Annotated in this window: 20 protein-coding genes; 9 read left to right on the forward strand and 11 right to left on the reverse strand. The window is 67.8% G+C overall.

Annotation, left to right across the window (positions count from 1 at the left end; all coding sequences use genetic code 11):
• Positions 1–222: 222 nt before the first annotated feature.
• Both ACJ7C5_RS18820 and ACJ7C5_RS18825 read right to left on the reverse strand, forming a co-directional pair.
• On the reverse strand, positions 223–816 hold the full coding sequence (locus ACJ7C5_RS18820; protein ID WP_088026739.1) for a mechanosensitive ion channel family protein: 594 nt from the start codon (positions 814–816) through the stop codon (positions 223–225).
• A gap of 35 nt (positions 817–851) precedes the next feature.
• Positions 852–1031: a hypothetical protein gene (locus ACJ7C5_RS18825; protein WP_412704764.1), complete on the reverse strand. Its 180-nt coding sequence runs from the start codon at positions 1029–1031 to the stop codon at positions 852–854.
• A gap of 141 nt (positions 1032–1172) precedes the next feature.
• Between ACJ7C5_RS18825 and ACJ7C5_RS18830 the strand changes: the two genes are divergently transcribed.
• Genes ACJ7C5_RS18830 through ACJ7C5_RS18840 form a run of 3 tightly spaced genes read left to right on the forward strand, consistent with a single transcriptional unit; the run spans position 1173 to position 3159 of the window.
• A complete protein-coding gene (locus ACJ7C5_RS18830; protein ID WP_412704765.1) occupies positions 1173–1736 on the forward strand; it encodes an RNA polymerase sigma factor in 564 nt (187 codons plus the stop codon).
• Positions 1733–2266 carry a hypothetical protein gene (locus ACJ7C5_RS18835; protein ID WP_412704766.1) on the forward strand — a complete coding sequence of 178 codons (534 nt, stop codon included), beginning with the start codon at positions 1733–1735 and terminating at the stop codon, positions 2264–2266. Before ACJ7C5_RS18830 ends, ACJ7C5_RS18835 begins: the two co-directional genes overlap by 4 nt.
• A gap of 11 nt (positions 2267–2277) precedes the next feature.
• Positions 2278–3159, forward strand: a complete 882-nt coding sequence (locus ACJ7C5_RS18840) for a DUF4097 family beta strand repeat-containing protein (protein ID WP_088026735.1) — start codon at positions 2278–2280, stop codon at positions 3157–3159.
• 49 nt (positions 3160–3208) lie between these two features.
• Here ACJ7C5_RS18840 and ACJ7C5_RS18845 read toward each other — a convergent pair whose 3' ends face one another.
• The 3 genes from ACJ7C5_RS18845 to ACJ7C5_RS18855 all read right to left on the reverse strand — a co-directional run bounded on the left by ACJ7C5_RS18845 (position 3209) and on the right by ACJ7C5_RS18855 (position 5287).
• Positions 3209–3391, reverse strand: a complete 183-nt coding sequence (locus ACJ7C5_RS18845; protein WP_005410566.1) for a hypothetical protein — start codon at positions 3389–3391, stop codon at positions 3209–3211.
• Positions 3392–3402: 11 nt separating this feature from the next.
• Positions 3403–3789, reverse strand: a complete 387-nt coding sequence (locus tag ACJ7C5_RS18850; protein ID WP_012480951.1) for a YkgJ family cysteine cluster protein — start codon at positions 3787–3789, stop codon at positions 3403–3405.
• 136 nt (positions 3790–3925) lie between these two features.
• A complete protein-coding gene (locus ACJ7C5_RS18855; RefSeq protein ID WP_093999769.1) occupies positions 3926–5287 on the reverse strand; it encodes an Hsp70 family protein in 1362 nt (453 codons plus the stop codon).
• Between the two features lie 181 nt (positions 5288–5468).
• Between ACJ7C5_RS18855 and ACJ7C5_RS18860 the strand changes: the two genes are divergently transcribed.
• Positions 5469–5804: a zinc ribbon domain-containing protein YjdM gene (locus ACJ7C5_RS18860; protein ID WP_088026733.1), complete on the forward strand. Its 336-nt coding sequence runs from the start codon at positions 5469–5471 to the stop codon at positions 5802–5804.
• A gap of 6 nt (positions 5805–5810) precedes the next feature.
• On the opposite strand, the gene ACJ7C5_RS18865 is transcribed toward ACJ7C5_RS18860, so the two are convergent.
• Positions 5811–6965 carry a transglutaminase domain-containing protein gene (locus ACJ7C5_RS18865; RefSeq protein WP_412704767.1) on the reverse strand — a complete coding sequence of 385 codons (1155 nt, stop codon included), beginning with the start codon at positions 6963–6965 and terminating at the stop codon, positions 5811–5813.
• Between the two features lie 228 nt (positions 6966–7193).
• On the opposite strand from ACJ7C5_RS18865, the gene ACJ7C5_RS18870 reads away from it, so the two are divergent.
• The 4 genes from ACJ7C5_RS18870 (at position 7194) to ACJ7C5_RS18885 (ending at position 10059) form a co-directional block, all read left to right on the forward strand.
• Positions 7194–7796, forward strand: coding sequence for an HD domain-containing protein (locus ACJ7C5_RS18870; protein WP_412704768.1), 603 nt, complete (start codon positions 7194–7196; stop codon positions 7794–7796).
• Positions 7797–7846: 50 nt separating this feature from the next.
• Positions 7847–8020 (forward strand): oxidoreductase-like domain-containing protein, encoded by a 174-nt coding sequence (locus tag ACJ7C5_RS18875; RefSeq protein ID WP_088026730.1) that lies wholly within the window; start codon positions 7847–7849, stop codon positions 8018–8020.
• Positions 8017–8634, forward strand: coding sequence for a DUF998 domain-containing protein (locus ACJ7C5_RS18880; RefSeq protein ID WP_093999771.1), 618 nt, complete (start codon positions 8017–8019; stop codon positions 8632–8634). The genes ACJ7C5_RS18875 and ACJ7C5_RS18880 overlap by 4 nt, the downstream gene beginning before the upstream one ends.
• A 105-nt stretch (positions 8635–8739) precedes the next feature.
• A complete protein-coding gene (locus tag ACJ7C5_RS18885; protein ID WP_093999772.1) occupies positions 8740–10059 on the forward strand; it encodes a virulence factor family protein in 1320 nt (439 codons plus the stop codon).
• An 81-nt stretch (positions 10060–10140) separates the two neighbouring features.
• On the opposite strand, the gene mprF is transcribed toward ACJ7C5_RS18885, so the two are convergent.
• Positions 10141–12705: a bifunctional lysylphosphatidylglycerol flippase/synthetase MprF gene (gene mprF, locus ACJ7C5_RS18890; RefSeq protein WP_412704769.1), complete on the reverse strand. Its 2565-nt coding sequence runs from the start codon at positions 12703–12705 to the stop codon at positions 10141–10143.
• 193 nt (positions 12706–12898) lie between these two features.
• On the opposite strand from mprF, the gene ACJ7C5_RS18895 reads away from it, so the two are divergent.
• A complete protein-coding gene (locus ACJ7C5_RS18895) occupies positions 12899–13246 on the forward strand; it encodes a RidA family protein (RefSeq protein ID WP_005418155.1) in 348 nt (115 codons plus the stop codon).
• Positions 13247–13297: 51 nt separating this feature from the next.
• On the opposite strand, the gene rnfB is transcribed toward ACJ7C5_RS18895, so the two are convergent.
• The 4 genes from rnfB to ACJ7C5_RS18915 all read right to left on the reverse strand — a co-directional run bounded on the left by rnfB (position 13298) and on the right by ACJ7C5_RS18915 (position 17031).
• Complete coding sequence (gene rnfB, locus ACJ7C5_RS18900) at positions 13298–13711, reverse strand: Rnf electron transport complex subunit RnfB (RefSeq protein WP_093999774.1); 414 nt, start codon at positions 13709–13711, stop codon at positions 13298–13300.
• Between the two features lie 24 nt (positions 13712–13735).
• Complete coding sequence (locus tag ACJ7C5_RS18905) at positions 13736–14341, reverse strand: HAD family hydrolase (protein ID WP_412704770.1); 606 nt, start codon at positions 14339–14341, stop codon at positions 13736–13738.
• Between the two features lie 63 nt (positions 14342–14404).
• The gene (gene metG / locus ACJ7C5_RS18910) at positions 14405–16486 is read right to left on the reverse strand and encodes a methionine--tRNA ligase (protein ID WP_412704771.1); all 2082 of its coding nucleotides are present in this window, start codon (positions 16484–16486) and stop codon (positions 14405–14407) included.
• A gap of 101 nt (positions 16487–16587) precedes the next feature.
• On the reverse strand, positions 16588–17031 hold the full coding sequence (locus tag ACJ7C5_RS18915) for a DUF2147 domain-containing protein (RefSeq protein WP_088026723.1): 444 nt from the start codon (positions 17029–17031) through the stop codon (positions 16588–16590).
• Between the last annotated feature and the right edge of the window lie 282 nt (positions 17032–17313).

The raw sequence follows: 17313 nt of genomic DNA on the forward strand, positions 1-17313 counted from the left end.
GCAATGCATCGTTCCGGCCGAGCGCGGCCATCTGTCGAAGGCGGGGTGGGGCCGGTTGCGGGGGCGTGAGCCGCATGGATGCGGCGACCGAGCCTACATGGACGTATTTACGGCGCCCCCCTCAACCGGACCCACCCCGCCATCCCACGGAATGCCCGTTTTTGACGTTGAAGTTGACGTTGCTTCGGCAGGTGCAGGGCGCAGCCCTGCCGAAAACCACCCTCAGCCGTCGCCCTGGATGCCGCCGGGGGCCTGCGCCGGGTCGCGCCAGCGGCGCACCGTGCGCTGGAAGAACAGGTTGTTCGGCAGCTGCAGCACCGTGCCTTCGTGGCCGTCGCCGGTTTCCTGCAGCGTGGTGTAGATCAGGTTCACGTCGATCACCCGGCCCTTCAGGCCCGGCTTCTCACCGTTCTCCAGCACTTCGATGTAGTCGTGCAGGCGGAATGGGCGGGTGGTGAAGATCAGCAGCGTGCAGAAGATGTTGGACAGCACGCTCCAGGCGGCGAAGAACGCGACCGCGCCCACGGCCGCGAAGCCGGTGAAGGCGGTCCACAGCACCGACGGCTTCGCGCCGAGCAGGCTGAGGATGCACAGCAGGGCGCTGAAATAGACCACGAAGCTGGTGATCCGGCGCGCGCCCATCACCATTTCAGGCGGCAGCGTGTAGTGCTCGGCGAAGCGCCGGATCAGGCGACGGGCGAGTACCCGCAACAGCCAGGCAACCAGCAGCACCAGCACGATCTGCAGGGCGACGCCTGCGTAGTTCAGCCACGGGTGGCTCCAGGCCGGCAGGTGATCCTTCAGCGACAACATCATGGGGGCGACAACGGTGGCAATAGCGACCTTCGATGTTACCCGGCGCGTGCCGCGGATTCGACCGCCGGAGCCCAGGCCAGGCACACCAGCTCCTGGTGATGCTGCTGCAGGCAGGCGCGTCCGTTGTCGGGGCGCAGCTGCAGCGACAGGCCCAGGGTCTGCAGCACGACGCAGGCGGCGATCACCAGCAGGGCGGCACAGGTTGGACTGGACATGGCAGAACTCCCGGACGGCATTTTCTCGAAGGACTATCCATGGATGCAGGAGCCATCCAAAAGGTTGCATGGCATCGATCATCGATCGGCTCTAAACCTTTTCCCGGGTTGCCGCATCCAAGCGATATGCTCGACACCACCATGCCCGCGCCGCCTGCCGCCAACGAAGCCGTCGACGAACCCGCCCTGGTGCGGGCGGCCGCCGCCGGCGATACCGCGGCCTATGAACTGCTGTACCGGCGCCATGCGCCGCGCGTGTTCGCCGTGTTGTGGCGCTTGTGTGGCGGCCAGCAGGCACGTGCCGAGGATGCGCTGCAGGAGGCCTTCCTGCAGGCCTGGAAAGCGCTGCCGGGGTTCCGCTTTGAAAGCAGTCTGTCCACCTGGCTGCATCGCCTGGGGGTCAACGCTGCGCTGATGGAACTGCGCGGCCGGGCTGCCGGGCAGGATCACGACAGCCTCGACGAAGTGGACGGAGGGTTGCAGGAGCTGGCAGTGCACGATCGTTGCGCCGGCACTGAACGCGACCTCGAACGGGCGCTGTCGACGCTGCCACCACGGGCGCGTGCGGTACTGGTGCTGCACGACATCGAAGGCTGGAAACACCAGGAAATCGCCGAACAACTGCAGATGGCTGTCGGCAGTTCCAAGGCACAGTTGCATCGTGCGCGAGGCCTGTTGCGCGCACGGCTGGGAGACATGACATGAGTACACACGACCACGATTCCGACCACGATCTGGCAGCCCGACTGCGCGCACTGCCACCCGAACGCAGCCTGCCCACCGATGGCTGGGCACGCCTGTCGGTCCAGCTGCCGCCGCGTGGACCGCAGGCAGCACCTGCCCCAACGGACAACGTGGTGGCCCTGCCTGCGCGTTCGCGGCGCCGCTGGTGGCTACCGGTCGGTGCGGCATTGGCGGCCAGCCTGGCGGTCTACGCCGTTGCGCCGTGGCGCCATGCGCAGCCGGAGGTGCCGGTACCTTCAGCGCTGCAGCTGCAGGCGGCGGTGATGACCGAGCAGTACCAGCAGGCCGTCGCTTCGCTGCCCGATGGACGGGCGCCGGAATGGCAGCCGGCCCTGCATGAACTGGATGAAAGCGCAGCGCAGATCCGTGCCGCCTTGGCGCAGGACCCGCGTGCGCCGCACCTGCTTGGCCAGCTCAAGCGCACCTACGCGCTGCGGCTGGAACTGACCCGGCAGGCGGCCTATGCCGCTGAGTCCGGCTTGACGACCTGAGGAGACCCCCCATGACCCGAACCCTGATTTCCTGCTGTGTCGCGCTGCTGCTGGCCCCTGCCGTGGCGCTGGCCGACACCCGCATCGACGAGCGCCACACCCTGGCCGCGGGTGGTCGCATCGAGCTGAGCAACGTTGCTGGCAAGGTGACCGTGCGTGGCTGGGACCGCAATGACGTGCAGCTCACCGGCACGCTCAGCGACGGCCTGCAGCTGCGCCAGGAGAAGAGCGCCAACCGTGTGCGCTGGGAGATCGAATACCCGCGCCGCAACAACAACGGCGGCGCGACGCTGGTGCTGAACGTGCCGCGCTCGGTGGAGCTGCTGCTGAGCACGGTCAGCGCCAGCCAGGATATCAGTGGCATCGACGTGCGACGGCTGCAGGCCGACACGGTCAGCGGCAGCCTGAGCGCGGCGGGCCGCAGTGGCGACAGCAAGCTCAACACGGTCAGCGGCAGCGTGAGCGCGCGCCTGCAGACGCCGAAGTTGGATGTGAACACGGTCAGTGGCCGGATTGAGGCCGGCGGCGGCGTGTCCGGTGATATCGGTGCGCAGACGGTGTCGGGCCGGGTCGAGGTCGACGCTGGCCGCGTACAGCGGCTGGCAGTGGAAACCGTCTCGGGCAGCATCGACCTGGCAGCAGCCGGATTGGCACCCGGTGGCCGTATCAACGTCGAATCGGTCAGTGCCTCGGTCACGCTGAGCCTGCCGCGCGCGGTGTCGGCGCAGCTGTCGGTGAACAGCTTCAGCGGCTCGATCAACAGCGATGCCGGGCAGGTAGAGCGGCCGCGCTATGGGCCGGGCAGCCACCTCGATACGCGTCTGGGCGGCGGCGACGGTGACATCCGCATCCAGTCGCATTCGGGCAGTGTGCGGGTACGCCTGGACCGCTGAGCACGGTCCGGCAGGCCGCGGCGGCAGCGCCGCCGCGGTCGGTGCTGGGTCAGCTGGCTTTCTTCAGCGCCCAGGTGGTGCCGAGGACTTCGATCTTGCCACCGGCCTTGCGGAACGCTGCCAGGTCCGAAGCGATCGAATCGCTGCTGACCACGGTGCTGGCGGCCGCGCCCTTGCGTTCGCTGCGGATGCTGTTGCTGGCCTTCGCGGGGGTCTTTGCCTTGCGGGGCATGGTTGCTCCTGTCAGGTGGAAGGGGAGGAAAGCGCCCAGGCATCGGCCTGGCGCAGGTAGTCCTGCCGCTCGCGGCGGCAGTCATCGCCGCCCATCGAAAACTGGCGGCAGATCGCCGGGCGCTGCGAATAGATCGTGCAGCGCAGGTGATAGGGATCGATCGCCGCGCACCAGCCTTCCTCGTTGCGCGCCATCACGGCACGGCCGTGGGTGTCGCGTGACAGGAACTGGCCAGGCACGTGGTCGCCGGGCTGCAGCAGCACGGGCAACCGGCAACAGACCGCGTCACAACGGCGGCAGTCGATGGGTGCAGGTGCTGCGTCAGGTTGTAAGGCCACAGGGGCCTGGCGGGTGCCCAAAGCGGGTCTCGATGGCGGCTCAGGTGCTGCGCGGACCATGAACGAGCCAGGAAGGCATGGCCGCTAGGCCCGCAGGGCGGGCCAGGCTGCACCGTGGACACACACCGGCGTGGCCGGTGGAAGGTGCAGCGGGGTTCTAGCCGACCAAGAGTAACTTAGACCGCGTAACGTTTTGTTAATCCTGGCTGGCTGCCGCCAATGCCAGGCCCTGGACCACGCCCAGCGAGGGCTCGCCGTGGACCATTCGGGCCCCCGGGAAGGCCTGCGCCACGGCCTGGCGCAGGTAACCGGCGCGGGACATGCCGCCGGTCAGGAACACCGCGTCCGGGTCGCCGCCGATGTCGCTGCGGACCTGCGCCAGCAGTTCACGGATCTGCTCCAGGTAGCCGTGGGCGGCGGCGGCCAGGCCGTCGGCGCTGCTGTCGGCATGCAGGTCGCGGGCGATGTAGTCCAGCGTGCTGCGGTGCTCGCTGGCGGCGCTGAGGGCGATCTTGGCACGCTCGACATCGCGGTACAGGCGGGCGGTGTTGCCGGTGTCCTGCAGGGCCTGCAGGCGCGCGCCCCACGGTTCGTCGACATGGTCGTATTTGTGCTGGCGGAAGTCGCGCTGGCGGGTCATGTCCTGCACGGTGGCCGCTTCCACATAGTGGTGGGCGGGCACGCGGGTGATGCCGCGGCCGAACAGCGGCATGTAGCTGGACAGGCTCAGGGCCAGGTCGATGTCGGTGCCGCCGCGGGCGATACCCCACGCGCGGTGGATGCGTGGCGCAGCATCGCCACCGACCTCGGCGTGGGCGATGTCGGTGGTACCGCCGCCGATGTCGACGATCACCGCCTGGTGACGTTCGCGGCTTTCAGCGTGGTAATGCATGGCCGCCGCGGCCGGTTCCTCGAGGAAATCGATCTGGTCGAAGCCGGCCTGGGTGGCCGCTTCGCGCAGGATGTCCAGCGCCTGGTCGTTGCCGGCCGCACCGATCGAGCTGCGGAACTGCACCGGGCGGCCGAGCAGGGCGGCGCGCAGCGGCTGGCCGAGCTGCGCGCTGGCGGTCAGGCGGATGTGCTCGAGGATGTGCGCGGCGATGCCGGTGATGGTCTGCTTCGCACGCGGGTGCAGGTTGTAGCCCAGCATCGACTTCGGGCTCTGCACCAGGTTGCCTTCGTGTTCCTCGAAATAGGCTTCCAGCGCGTCGTCGCCGTAGACCGCGTTCTGCAGCAGGTCGCTGGCGCTGCGCTCCTTGCCGGCGCGGGCTTCCATCCATTCCCGGCGCAGTGCGCGCAGGGCTTCGCGGCGCAGCGCCTGCGGCGTGCGTTCCTGGCCGGCGGCACGGGCCGCGCGCGCGGCGCTGTCGATCATCTGCTGCAGCTGGTGTTCCTGGCCGTCATCGAGCTGGAAGTCGTCCGGATCGGGCACCACGCCGGGGAAATACACGCTGGTGCGGAACTGCTCGGCATCGCCGAAGCGGATCGGCAGCAGTTTCCCCTCATGCACGATGGCGGCGGCGGAGTTGCTGGTACCGAAGTCGATGCCGAGGCGCATGGGGAGTTCCGGGGGCGATCAGGGGCCGCGCACTCTGCTGCAGTTCGCCGCCGACTGCAAGTTCCCGCCGCTTGCCGGTGTGGAACGAGACAAGGAGGTGGCCGGGCACCCGCCCGGAAAAAGGGGAAAAGGGCCGGGCGGTTACAATGGCCGCTGTTGATTCATTTTGAGGTACTTGCCGATGTCTTCTGTTCCCGCCTGCCCGCAGTGCACCCTGGAAAACACCTATGCCGATGGCGCGCTGTGGATCTGCGCCGACTGCGGTTTCGAATGGACCGCCGAGGAAAGCGCCGGTTCCACCCTGGTCGTGCGTGACAGCAACGGCAATACCCTGCAGACCGGCGACACCGTCACCGTGATCAAGGATCTGAAGGTGAAGGGTTCCTCGATCCCGCTCAAGCAGGGCACCGTGATCCGCAACATCCGCCTGGTCGAGGATGATGCCGAGCACATCGAAGGCAACTCGGACAAGATCAAGGGCCTGGTGCTGAAGACCTGCTTCCTCAAGAAGGCCTGATCGGCCTCAGCGTCGGGCCTGCTGCTGGGTGCGGAGACGCGCAAGGCTGTCCAGCTTGGCCTGGTAACGCGCCTGTTCGGTGGTTCCGCCCAGCGACCGCGCGCGCAGCAGTTCGCGGTCGGCACGGGCCACCTGGCCACTGAGGAAGTACGCGCGCGCCAGCCCGAAATGGAACTGGTGCGCGTTGTCATACAGCTGCACTGCGCGCCGGTAGTAGCGGATGGCCGTGGCCAGATCGCCACGGCGCTCGGCCGCCGCCCCCTGCATGTACTGCACGAAGGGATCCGCCCGCTGTACCGATTGCAGGCGCTGCTCCAGTACCAGCGCCTGGGCGGGCAGGCCCAGCCGGCGGTACAGCACGCTGGCATTGGTCAGCGCCGCGTCCTGTCGGCCGTCCACGCGCAGCGCCTTTTCCAGCGATGCACGCGCGCCGGCCAGATTGCCCTGGCGGCTGTCGAGCACGCCCAGGTTGTTCCACGTTGCCGAAAAATCCGCATCCTGGGCCAGTGCTGCATCGAAGAACGCACGCGCACCCACCAGGTCGCCAACGGCCATGCGTTCGGCACCGCGGTTGTTGTAGAAGTGCGCAAGCGCCCGCTCACTGCTGATCGGGTGCGGCCCCCGGCGGTCGTACAGGATATTGCGGTCCAGATCGACGGTGCCGTTGCGCCCCTCTACCAGCACGCCCACATTGACGTGTCCCACGCTGTAGACCACGCCCTGGTTCTGGTCCTGGTACCAGGACACCACCCGGTCCACTTCCTGCACGCGCGCCTGGATGCGTGCCTCGCGTGCCAGGGTCACGAACAGCAGGGTGAAGGCCAGGCAGTTGGCGCGCCGGTTCTGCCAGATCTCAGACACGGTGTAGGTCGCATTGGGGTCGTACTGCAGGTCCAGTGCCTGCGCACCGAAGATCATCTCGACCAAGGCCTGCAGACGCTGTTCGCGCGCGTTGTGGCGGGCGATCACCTGCCTCTGCAGCATCTCCCGCAGTTGCGGTGGAATGGCCAGTACCTGTTCCGGTGTTGGTACGTTGGCCACGCTGGGCGGCGTGGCGGGCGCCACGTAGGCGGCCGGTGGTGGAGGCTCCTGGGCCTGGGTGAAGGGCGTGCCGGCGACCGCCAGCAACGGGGCAAGGAAGCAAGCGGCAAGACGGCGCATGGCGGTTCCCGGCGACGGCGGGTGCTCCCGCCTGACGGCAGTGTAGACCCGCTCCAGGAGCCCCGCATCTACCGCCGGTCGGGTGCTGGTTCATCCACACGCGGTGTGGACCAGCGCTCGACAAAGCTGTGGACAACCGCATCGTAGCGTTGTCCCGCAAGCGATGTGAGTGACTGGTGAAAAATTGTCCAGCTTGCCCGGCGCAGCCGCTGGCAGGATGATCCCAGCATGGACTTCGCCCCGATCCCGCTTGCACCGGCGCAGTGGCAGACGCTGCAGGATGCCTATGCCACACCGTCACGCGCCTACCACCACTTCGGCCATGTGCGCGCGGTGCTGCGGCACTGCAAGGAAGTGGCCGACGGCCCGGGTTGGCAGCAACCGGCCGAGGTCTATCTGGCCGCGCTCTACCACGATGCGATCTACGTGGCGGGGCGAAAGGACAACGAGGCGCGTTCGGCAGCGCTCGCCCTGCAGGCGATTGCACAGGCGCCGGAACTCGCCGCAGTCGATGCGGCCCGGGTGGAGCAGCTGATCCTGCTGACCGCCCGGCATGGCGAGCTCGGCCCGGACGATGTCGATGCCGAGGCCGCGTTGTTCCTGGACTGCGACATGGCGATCCTGGCCGCGCCGGAGCCGGTGTTCGCCGCCTATGACCGCGGCGTGGCCGAGGAGTACAAGGGCGTGGTGCCGGGCTTCCTGTACCGTGCCGGCCGGCGTCGATTCCTGCAGGGCCTGCTGCGTGCGCCACGGATCTTCCTCAGCGACTTCTTCCATCAGCGTCTGGACGCCGCCGCGCGCGACAACCTGCGCCGCCAGCTGGGTCGCTGAGCCAGACCGGTACACTGGTGGCCTGCTTCCATCGTCCGTCGCCTCCAACCGTGTCCGTCCCTGATCCCGATCCCCGTCCGCTGCCGCCGGAAGAGCCCGGTCCCAACGAATGCTGCGGCAGTGGCTGCCCCTTGTGCGTGCTTGACCTGTATGCCGACGAACTGCAGCGCTATCGCAAGGCGCTGGCCGAGTGGAAGGCGCGGCATCCTGAGGCCGCACCATGAGCCGCACGCGCCCGGCGGCGGCGCTGGCGCTGGTGGCGTTGCTGCTGTTCGTGGCCACCGCGCTGTGGACCCAGTTCGCACGTACCGATCTGGACTGGGTGCGGGCCACGCTCAGCCTTTACCTGCACGGGCCGTGGGGGCTGGCGCTGCGCGCTGCGTACTGCCTGCTGGCGCTGGCCATCGCGGTGCTTGGCATTGCGCTGTATCGCGGCAGCATCGGTCCGCGGCGCAGTGCGGCCGCGCCGCTGTTGTTCACCGTCTCTGCGCTGGGGCTGGCAACGGTCGCCATTGGTGACAGCTGGCTGCCGGAAGCAACCCCGCTGCTGGCACCGTTCATCCATGGGCTGGCGGCCAACACCGCGTTCCTCTGCGCCAGTGTCGGCATGCTGCTGCAGGCCTGGTATCTGCGCCGCGAACCGGGCTGGCAGTCCGCCGCCGGCCTGCTCTGGGGCTGGGCCTGGCTGGCGTTCGTGCTGTTGTGGCTGCATGTGCTGTGGCGCGCCGGTCCGCCCCGCGGGCTGGGCCAGAAGGCCGTGATCGTCGTGATCGTGGGCTGGCTGCTGTACCTGGCGCTGGCACTGCACCGGCGCAGTCGGCGTACCACGGCCCACTGAATCCCCAACGGCCTGCACCGGTACGTGCCGTGCACGTGGCGGCGGCGTATCGTGTGCGCATTCCATCGGGGATGCGATATGAAGCGTGCAGGGCTGGGCAGGGCAATGGGTGTGGTTCTGGCGCTGGCGGCGCTGCCGGCAATGGCGGCGGCCAGCGTGCAGCAGTTCAGCCACGGACGGTTCGAGCAGATTCCGGTGCACATGCCGGCCGGCACGCCGCAGCGGGTGGTGATCTGGTTCCATGAGCCCACCGCCGGTGGTGACACCAGCCGCCTGCCGATCGAGGCCTTGCGTGCCGACGGCGCCATGGTTGCCGCCGTGGACATCGCGCACCTGCGCGGGGTGCTCAAGCGCGAGGGTGACCCGACCTGTTCGTTCGGCTCCGGTGACGTCGAGAACTTCTCGCGCTGGTTGCAGGCGTCGCTGCATCTGCCCGGTTACCACCTGCCGCTGGTCGGCGGTGATGGTGAAGGTGCCGAGATGGCCTATTCGCTCGCAGCGCAGGCCGATACCCAGGTGTTCGCCGGCGTGCTGACCACCGGCTTCTGCCCGGACCACAACCACCAGCGCATGGTCTGCGGCGATGGTGTGAAGCACAACAAACTGCAGCCTGCCGAGCTGAACTTTCCGTGGTTGAGTGCGTCCGGTGACCACGGCTGCAAGGTGGGGGAGGCCAGCCAGTTCGTGCAGCAGGTGGCGATGGCGCGTGAGTTCAAACGCACCGCGCGCGGCGATGCCTCGCCGGGCCTGGTGGCCGCAGCGCGGGTAATCGGCGCGCAGGCCGGCGTCAGCCTGGCACCGCCGCCGGCCGCGCTGAAGGGCCTGCCGGTGGTGGAAGTGCCAGCCGCCGGCAACGGCGACACGCTGGCCGTGTTCGTTTCCGGCGACGGTGGCTGGGCCGGCCTGGACAAGGACGTGGCGTCGTCGCTCAACGAACACGGCGTGGCGGTGGTCGGCATTGATTCGCTGCGCTACTTCTGGAGCGAGCGCACACCGAAGGGCTTTGCCGGTGACCTGCAGAAGATCATCGACCACTACCGCCAGCAGTGGCACCGCGACAAGGTGATGCTGATCGGTTTCTCGCAGGGCGCCGACGTGCTGCCGGCCACCATCAACCAGCTCGATGCCGATACCCGCGCAGCGCTGGACCGTATCGTGCTGCTGTCGGTAGGCAAGAAGGCTGACTTCGAATTCCATGTCAGCAACTGGCTGGGTGGCGGCGGCGACGGCCTGCCGATCGCGCCGGAAGTGGCGAAGTTGCCGGCGGCGAAGACCCTCTGCGTGTATGGCGACAAGGATGACGACGCGCTGTGCCCGGATCTGCCGGCCAACGACGGCGTGCAGAAGGTGAAGCTGCCGGGCGACCATCACTTCAATGGTGATTACGACCGCCTGGCCGAAGTGATCCTCAAGGGCGGCGCGTAAAGCGGAGGGCGTGCGAACCAACGGTTCGCACCCACCAGAGCGAGCCGGTAGCGCCGGGCCATGCCCGGCGGATCGTGGGCGTCAGTTCCGCCGCGGGTCCAACGAAATCAACCGCGTCGCGTCCAGCAGTGCGGCCGGCAGGTGCATGCCGCCCGGCGCAGCCAGATAGCGTGGCCGCCACTGCGGGTCAAACTTCGACTTGAAGCGGCGCAGACCACTGAAGCCATAGAAGCGTTCGCCATGCCGCGCCAGCAGGCCGGCCAGCCGGTTCCAGCGACCGGCCAGGCGATGCTGGGCCAGCCCGGATAGCGGTGCCATGCCCAGCGAGAACCGTGCATAGCCCTGCGCGCGGCCCCACAGGAACAGCTCGATGAAGAGGAAGTCCATCGTGCCCTTCGGCGCCTCGTTGACGTGGCGCATCAGGTCCACCGACAGCTCGGCACCGGCCGGTGCCTGCCACAGGTTGGCAAACGCCACGATCTGGCCTTCGGCCTCGACCAGCGCCACCGGGAAGCGCACCAGGTAGTCCGGGTCGTAGCTGCCCAGCGAGAAGCCCTTTTCGTCGCCGGATTTGTCTTCCAGCCAGGCGTTGGAAATCGCGTGCAGGCGCGGCAGCAGGCTGGGAATCTCTTCTACCGGTGCCACGCGGAAGGACAGGCCGCTGCGCTTGCCGCGGTTCCAGGCCTGGCGCAGGTCAGCACGTTCGCGGCCTTCCAGGCCGAAGTCGTGCAGCGGCACCATTGCTTCTTCGCCCAGCTTGACCAGCCCCAGGCCGAGGTCGAGATAGGTCTGCCAATACGTCTCGCCGACCTGGTAGAAGACCGGACGCAGGCCAAGCCGGTCGGCTTCTTCGCGGAAGCGCCAGATCAGTGCACGGGCGACGTCCGGCGGACCGACCGGATCGCCCATTGCGATCAGCGAGCCGCCATAGCGCTGCATCATCACGAAGCCCAGCTTGGCTTCGTCGCGCAGCACCGCCTTGTCGGCAGTCAGCACCAGGCAGGCCTGGGTATCGGTAGCGCCGGCCAGCACCGGTGCCAATGACTGCAGCGTGGCCTCGTCGGCGGGCTGCAGTGGGCTGCGCGTGCTGTGCAGCAACCGCGCCAGGCCGAACATCACCAGCGCGATGGCTACCACCAGCAATGCACGCAGCGCGCGCGGTGCGTTGCCCGACACCGCAAACTGCCACCACAACTCGTTCTGGTATTCGACATGGCTGTAGGTGAAGAACAGCAGCCAGGTAACCGCCACCAGAACCAGGCCGAGATTGCGCAGCCACGGCCACGACCAGGCTTCGTCCAGCAGCGCACCCTGGCGATAGAACTCGCGACGTGCGGCCCACAGTGCCATCGCCACCAGCACTGCCGAGACGGCGATCAACAGTTGCCCACCCCGCAGCCACAGCGGCAGCGGGGTGATCACGCACACCGCCATCGCCAGCATCCACGCCGCGTGGCTGCGCCGGGCCAGGCCCTGGCCGATCAGCAGCAGTGCAACGCCGCTGAGGCTGCCGATCAGGTGCGAGGTTTCCAGGATCGGCAGCGAGGCATTGACCAGGTGACGGCGCGGTGTCGGCAGCGTGCCGTCGATCACCAGCGCCGCGCCGATGCTGAACACCGCCAGCGCGATGATCTGCGGCAACCACGGGCGCAGCGCGTTCCAGCCTGCGCGGGTTGCACCGGCACTGGCCTGCAGCGGCTGACGCAGGGCGGGTGCAAGGGCGAGCAGGGTGGCCAGCACCAGCGGCAGCACGTAGTAGGTGACGCGGTAGATCAACGCCGCTGCCAGCACCGCCGCCGGTGCCACCTGTGGCAGCAGCTTCAGCAGGCTCCATTCGAACACGCCCAGGCCGGCCGGCACGGTCGAGACCAGGCCGGCCAGCACCGCCACCAGGTAGAGGCCGACGAAGCCCGGCAGGCCGGTGGGCGTGGAGTCCGGCAGCAGCACGTAGAACGCGGCACTGGCCAGCACCAGCTCGATGACGCTGAGTACGGTGACACCGATCATGGTGCGGCGGTCGGGCAGCCACAGCGCATGGCCGAACACGCTGAACTGCCGTCCCTCGCGGCCGACCAGCAGCACGGTGCCGAGATAGGCGAGCAGGGCGACGATGCCAACGACGCGCACAGCATCGGGATTCAATGGCAATGCCAACGCTGCCGCCGCAGGTTCCATGCACAGCGCCACGCTGATCAACAGCCATGCACCGAATACGAAGCCGAGCGTGCTCATCAGCACCACCTGGCCGATCTGCGCCAGGTCCAGGCCGGCGCTGCGGTAGCCGCGCAGGCGCACCGCACCGCCGGTCAATGCCGCAAAGCCCACGGTCTGGCCCAGCGTATGCGCCAGGAATGCGGTAATGCCGATGCGTGCCGGATGTACGCGGATGCCGCTGCGGCGAAGACCGATGGCGTCGAAGCCGATGAGGCAGGCATAGCTGGCCAGGCCGAGCACCACGGTGAGCGCGATCTGCATGCCGTTGAGCTGGCGGAACGCCTGGCGGATGGCACGGTAGCCGTGCTCGTCGAACTCACCGGCCAGGCCATGCAGGGCCAGCGAGAGGATCAGCAGGGGAACGACGATGGTCAGGACCCGCTTCCATGCCGGGGTGGAGGAAGCGGTGGCGGGGTCGGTGTCTGGGGTCATCGGCGCAAGGGTGCGTCAGGGGTGGCGAGGGCAGTGTCAACGCGGGGCGTGGCGCATCGTGCGCCTGTCGCCGTCATTTGACCAGCGGGTGTGTCGTAGCCCGGTAGTGGGGTTACGCGAAGGTCACCCATGCACCCACCGTTGACCGGTTTGGAGGACAATGCGGACCTGATCACCCGCAGGAGCCACGCCCATGATGGAGCGTTACGACGTCGGACCGCGCATGTCCGAGATGACCGTGTACAACAAGGTCGCCTATCTCTCCGGCCAGATTCCGGAAGACACCAGCCAGGACATCACCGGGCAGACCCGGCAGGTGCTGGCGGAGATCGACAAGCTGCTGGCGCTGGTCGCCAGTGACCGCCAGCACGTGCTGCGCGCGGAAGTGTTCCTGGCCGACATCGCCGACTTCGACGGCATGAACAAGGCGTGGGACGAGTGGGTGGTCGAGGGCGCGACCCCGGCCCGTGCAACCTTCGAAGCCAAGCTGGCCCACGCCGAGTGGAAGGTCGAGATCGTGGTGACGGCAGCGGTGCCGTAATCATTGAACGGGGTCAGATCCCTCTCCGAAGGAAAGGGATCTGCCCCCCTGTTACAGGCGCACCAGCTCGATGCAATCCACCGGACACGGTGGAATGCACAGCTCGCAGCCGGTGCACAGATCGGCAATGACCGTGTGCATGTACTTGGCACCGCCGACGATGGCATCCACCGGGCAGGCCTGGATGCACTTGGTGCAGCCGATGCAGTCGGCTTCCACGATCAATGCCACCTGAGCCGCCTTGTGCTCGCCGCGCGAACGATCGAACGGAATCGCCGGGATGCCCAACACCTGCGCCAGCGCCCGTGCACCGGCATCGCCACCCGGTGGGCAGCGGTCCACGCCCACCTCGCCGCGCGCCATCGCCTGCGCGTACGGGCGGCAGCCGTCGTAGCCGCATTGCCCGCATTGGGTCTGCGGCAACAGGCGGTCGAGGCGTTCGGTCAGGGGCGGGATCAGGCTCATGCGTGGCGAAGGCTGCGCGTTGGGTTACTTCAGGGGTTTGCCACGGAACCAGCGCTCGTGGGCCAGCGCCAGCATCGGCTTGTCTTCGGAACTGTCACCGTAGGCATGGATGCGCACGTAGCGCGACAGATCGAACTGGCGGCGGATGTGCTCGACCTTGCGCGGACCGCAGTCGCCACCGGCATAGCGACCGGTCAGGCGGCCGTCCTGGCTTTCCAGCCGGTTGCAGATCAACTGCAGGCCCAGCTGCTCGCACCACGGCCGCAGGTACAGGTCCAGCGAGCCGGACACGATCACCACGGTGTGCTGCTGTTCCTTGTGCCAGCGGATCTGCTTCAGCATTTCCGGGCGGACCACGTCGGGCAGGAACTCACGCGAGAAACCGGCCGCCAGCGTGGCGATGTCATCGCTGTGGCGGTCGCTGAAGGTCAGGCGGGTGACGCGCGCGCGGATGCGTTCGGCCGAGATCAGTTTCAGCTTGTACGCAGCCAGCCACGGGCCGACCTTCCACCACGCCTGCGCCAGCTGTTCGGCGGTGGCCACGCGGCGCAGGAAACGGCCATAGGTATCGCAGGTGGTCACGGTGTGGTCGAAGTCGAACAGCGCCAGTTCCATTCCGTTGCTTCCCATCGCGTTGCCTCCGGTAGCCGGTGCTGCCGGCGGGCGCGGCCGAGGCCACGCCCGCTGCGGGCATCAGCGGACCGGCATGCCCGGCTGTGCGCCGCTGTCGGCGTCCAGCAGCGCCAGCGCGCCGCCGTCGAAACCGGCCGACAGGATCATGCCTTCGCTCAGGCCGAAGCGCATCTTGCGCGGGGCCAGGTTGGCGATGAACACCACGCTGCGGCCGACCAGGGCTTCCGGCTCGCCGTAGCTGCCACGGATGCCGGAGAAGATCTGGCGCTTGCCCAGTTCGCCGGCGTCCAGCTCGAAGCGCAGCAGCTTGTCCGAGCCTTCCACGAACTCGCACACCAGCACCTTGCCGATGCGCAGGTCGAGCTTGGCGAAATCGTCGATGCCGATGTAGGCCGGCACATCGGCGCTCTTTGCGTCGTCCTTGGCCGGGGCCGGTGCAGCCGGTTTGGCGGCGTCGGTCTTGGCGGCGGGGGCGGCAGCGGCGGCCGGCTGCAGGGTGTCCTTGGAGGCGTCGATCATGGCGTCAATCTTCTTCGGGTCGATACGGGTGAACAGCGGGGTGTAGTCGGTGATGCGGTGGCCCAGCAGCGGCTGCGCCAGGTCGGTCCAGTCGTTCACCGGCGCGGTCAGGAAGGCCTCGGCCTGCGCGGCGGTGGTCGGCAGCACCGGCTTCAGTGCGGTGACCAGCACACGGAACAGGTTCAGGCCCTGGCTGCATACGGCCTGCAGCTGTGCGTCGGCACCTTCCTGCTTGGCGATGACCCACGGCTTGACGTCGTCGATGTAGCGGTTGGCTTCGTCAGCCAGGGTCATGGTCAGGCGGATCGCCGCGGCCGGGTCATTGCGCTCGTAGGCTTCACGGATGGGCGCCAGGCCATCGACGAAGCGCTGGTATTGCGCCGCATCGGGCAGCTGTGCGGCCAGCAGGCCGTCGAAGCGCTTGCTGATGAAGCCGGCGCAGCGGCTGGCCAGGTTGACGAACTTGCCGACCAGATCGGCGTTCACGCGGGCGATGAAATCACCCAGGTTCAGGTCGAGATCGTCGACGCCGCCGCCGGACTTGGCGGCGTAGTAATAGCGCAGCGCTTCCGGCTCCAGGCCGGCATCGAGGAAGGTACGGGCCATCACGAAGGTGCCACGCGACTTGCTCATCTTGGCGCCGTCCACGGTCAGGTAGCCGTTGACGTGCAGGCGGGTCGGCGCGCGGTGGCCGGTACCGTGCAGCACCGCCGGCCAGAACAGGCCGTGGAAGTTGACGATGTCCTTGCCGATGAAGTGGTGCAGCTCGGTGCTGGTGCCGGCACGCAGGTGCGCTTCGAAGTCTTCGCCGAGCTTGCCGCACAGGGTCTGGAAGCTGGACAGGTAGCCGATCGGCGCATCCAGCCAGACGTAGAAGTACTTGCCCGGCTGGCCGGGAATCTGGAAGCCGAAGTACGGCGCATCGCGCGAGATGTCCCACGCGCGCAGGCCACCTTCGGCATTGAGCCACTCACCCAGCTTGGCCTTCACGCCCGGCAGGGCGACATCGCCGGCCAACCATTCGCGCAGGAACGCATCGAAGTGGCCCACCTCGAAGAAGAAGTGCTCCGAATCGCGCATTTCCGGCGTGGCACCGGAGATGACCGAACGCGGCTCCTTCAGGTCGGTCGGTGCATAGGTGGCACCGCAGACTTCGCAGTTGTCGCCGTACTGGTCGGGGCTGCCGCAGTTCGGGCAGATGCCCTTGACGTAGCGGTCGGGCAGGAACATGCCCTTGGCCGGGTCGTAGAACTGCGCCACAGAACGGCGGCTGATGTGGCCGGCCGCTTCCAGCTTCAGGTAGAACTGCTCGGTCAGCGCCTTGTTGGCCGCCGAGTTGGTCGAGTCGTAGTGGTCGAAGGCCACGCCGAAGGCGGCGAAGTCACGTTCGTGGCTGGCCTGGATGTTGGCGATGAAGGTTTCCGGGGTAACCCCGGCCTTTTCCGCAGCCAGCATGATCGGCGTGCCGTGGGTGTCGTCGGCGCAGACGAACCAGGCCTTGCCGCCGCTCATTCGCCGCGCACGCACCCAGATGTCGGCCTGGATGTAGCCGACCAGGTGGCCCAGATGCAGCGGGCCGTTGGCGTAGGGCAGGGCGGTGGTGACGAGCGCGGTACGGGTCATGGTCGCGGGGTGAAGCCGAGGGAACCGCAGATTATCGCATGCCCGCAACGAGGTGACCCGGCCGGGGCCGGGTCACGGGGATGAAGCGGGAACGGGGGCGCTTATTCGCGCTGCCAGGTCTGCGCGCGGCAGATGAAGGCGATGCAGCCGGACACGTCCAGCTTGGTGCCGCCGGGCTGCAGTTCCATCTTCGACTTGTAGGTCTTGCCGTTGGCCGGGTCGAGGATGGTGCCGCCGGACCACTTGTTGGCGCCGTCGGCCTTCAGGTTCCAGAGGATGGTCATGCCCTTCACAGGCTTGTTCCTGTTGGCGCCTTCACAGCCGTCGCAGACCGGGTTCGGGCCCTTGTCCGAGTGCAGGATGTCGACCACCTTGCCGGTCAGCGTGCCGTTGGCGGCCTGGCTGATCTCGACGATCGACTTCACCTTGCCGGTCTTGTCGTCAATGGTCTTCCAGCGGCCGGCGGCGCCGTCGGCGGCCTGCGCCGACAGGGCGGCCAGGCACAGCGGCAGTGCCAGCAGCAGGGTCTTGAAGGTGTTGCGCATGGTCCCCTCCCAGGGTTCATTCCGGCACGGTGCCGGTATGGGTCGACTGTATACCCATTCGGCGGGGTATGGGGAAGGGGGGCTTTGCAGGGCTGCGCCCTGCACCCGCGGTAGTGCCGGCCGCTGGCCGGCAACCTCAACGGCAACGGCAAAAGTGATCTGGCCCCCTGAAAACGGACGCCATGAAGCCGTTTCAGGCGGCAGCCCGGAGCTGCCGGGCGTAGTTGTTAGGCGAGTGGTAGCCCAGCGCCGAGTGTAGCCGGGCTGGATTGTAGAAGCCGT

Origin of the sequence: Nocardiopsis yanglingensis, assembly GCF_045809185.1 — a bacterium.
In the GTDB taxonomy this organism is placed as follows: Bacteria; Pseudomonadota; Gammaproteobacteria; order Xanthomonadales; family Xanthomonadaceae; genus Stenotrophomonas; species Stenotrophomonas yanglingensis.

What these genes read in the sequence shown, in the direction of transcription:
- ACJ7C5_RS18860 (WP_088026733.1), top strand. Translation starts at nt 5,469, where the DNA reads ATGTCTTCTGTTCCCGCCTGCCCGCAGTGCACCCTGGAAAACACCTAT.
- ACJ7C5_RS18850 (WP_012480951.1), bottom strand. Translation starts at nt 3,789, where the DNA reads ATGGTCCGCGCAGCACCTGAGCCGCCATCGAGACCCGCTTTGGGCACC.
- rnfB (WP_093999774.1), bottom strand. Translation starts at nt 13,711, where the DNA reads ATGAGCCTGATCCCGCCCCTGACCGAACGCCTCGACCGCCTGTTGCCG.
- mprF (WP_412704769.1), bottom strand. Translation starts at nt 12,705, where the DNA reads ATGACCCCAGACACCGACCCCGCCACCGCTTCCTCCACCCCGGCATGG.
- ACJ7C5_RS18880 (WP_093999771.1), top strand. Translation starts at nt 8,017, where the DNA reads ATGAGCCGCACGCGCCCGGCGGCGGCGCTGGCGCTGGTGGCGTTGCTG.
- ACJ7C5_RS18895 (WP_005418155.1), top strand. Translation starts at nt 12,899, where the DNA reads ATGATGGAGCGTTACGACGTCGGACCGCGCATGTCCGAGATGACCGTG.
- ACJ7C5_RS18855 (WP_093999769.1), bottom strand. Translation starts at nt 5,287, where the DNA reads ATGCGCCTCGGCATCGACTTCGGTACCAGCAACTCCGCCGCCGCCATC.
- ACJ7C5_RS18835 (WP_412704766.1), top strand. Translation starts at nt 1,733, where the DNA reads ATGAGTACACACGACCACGATTCCGACCACGATCTGGCAGCCCGACTG.
- ACJ7C5_RS18905 (WP_412704770.1), bottom strand. Translation starts at nt 14,341, where the DNA reads ATGGGAAGCAACGGAATGGAACTGGCGCTGTTCGACTTCGACCACACC.
- ACJ7C5_RS18885 (WP_093999772.1), top strand. Translation starts at nt 8,740, where the DNA reads ATGGGTGTGGTTCTGGCGCTGGCGGCGCTGCCGGCAATGGCGGCGGCC.
- ACJ7C5_RS18830 (WP_412704765.1), top strand. Translation starts at nt 1,173, where the DNA reads ATGCCCGCGCCGCCTGCCGCCAACGAAGCCGTCGACGAACCCGCCCTG.
- ACJ7C5_RS18865 (WP_412704767.1), bottom strand. Translation starts at nt 6,965, where the DNA reads ATGCGCCGTCTTGCCGCTTGCTTCCTTGCCCCGTTGCTGGCGGTCGCC.
- ACJ7C5_RS18870 (WP_412704768.1), top strand. Translation starts at nt 7,194, where the DNA reads ATGGACTTCGCCCCGATCCCGCTTGCACCGGCGCAGTGGCAGACGCTG.
- ACJ7C5_RS18820 (WP_088026739.1), bottom strand. Translation starts at nt 816, where the DNA reads ATGATGTTGTCGCTGAAGGATCACCTGCCGGCCTGGAGCCACCCGTGG.
- ACJ7C5_RS18825 (WP_412704764.1), bottom strand. Translation starts at nt 1,031, where the DNA reads ATGTCCAGTCCAACCTGTGCCGCCCTGCTGGTGATCGCCGCCTGCGTC.
- ACJ7C5_RS18840 (WP_088026735.1), top strand. Translation starts at nt 2,278, where the DNA reads ATGACCCGAACCCTGATTTCCTGCTGTGTCGCGCTGCTGCTGGCCCCT.
- metG (WP_412704771.1), bottom strand. Translation starts at nt 16,486, where the DNA reads ATGACCCGTACCGCGCTCGTCACCACCGCCCTGCCCTACGCCAACGGC.
- ACJ7C5_RS18845 (WP_005410566.1), bottom strand. Translation starts at nt 3,391, where the DNA reads ATGCCCCGCAAGGCAAAGACCCCCGCGAAGGCCAGCAACAGCATCCGC.
- ACJ7C5_RS18915 (WP_088026723.1), bottom strand. Translation starts at nt 17,031, where the DNA reads ATGCGCAACACCTTCAAGACCCTGCTGCTGGCACTGCCGCTGTGCCTG.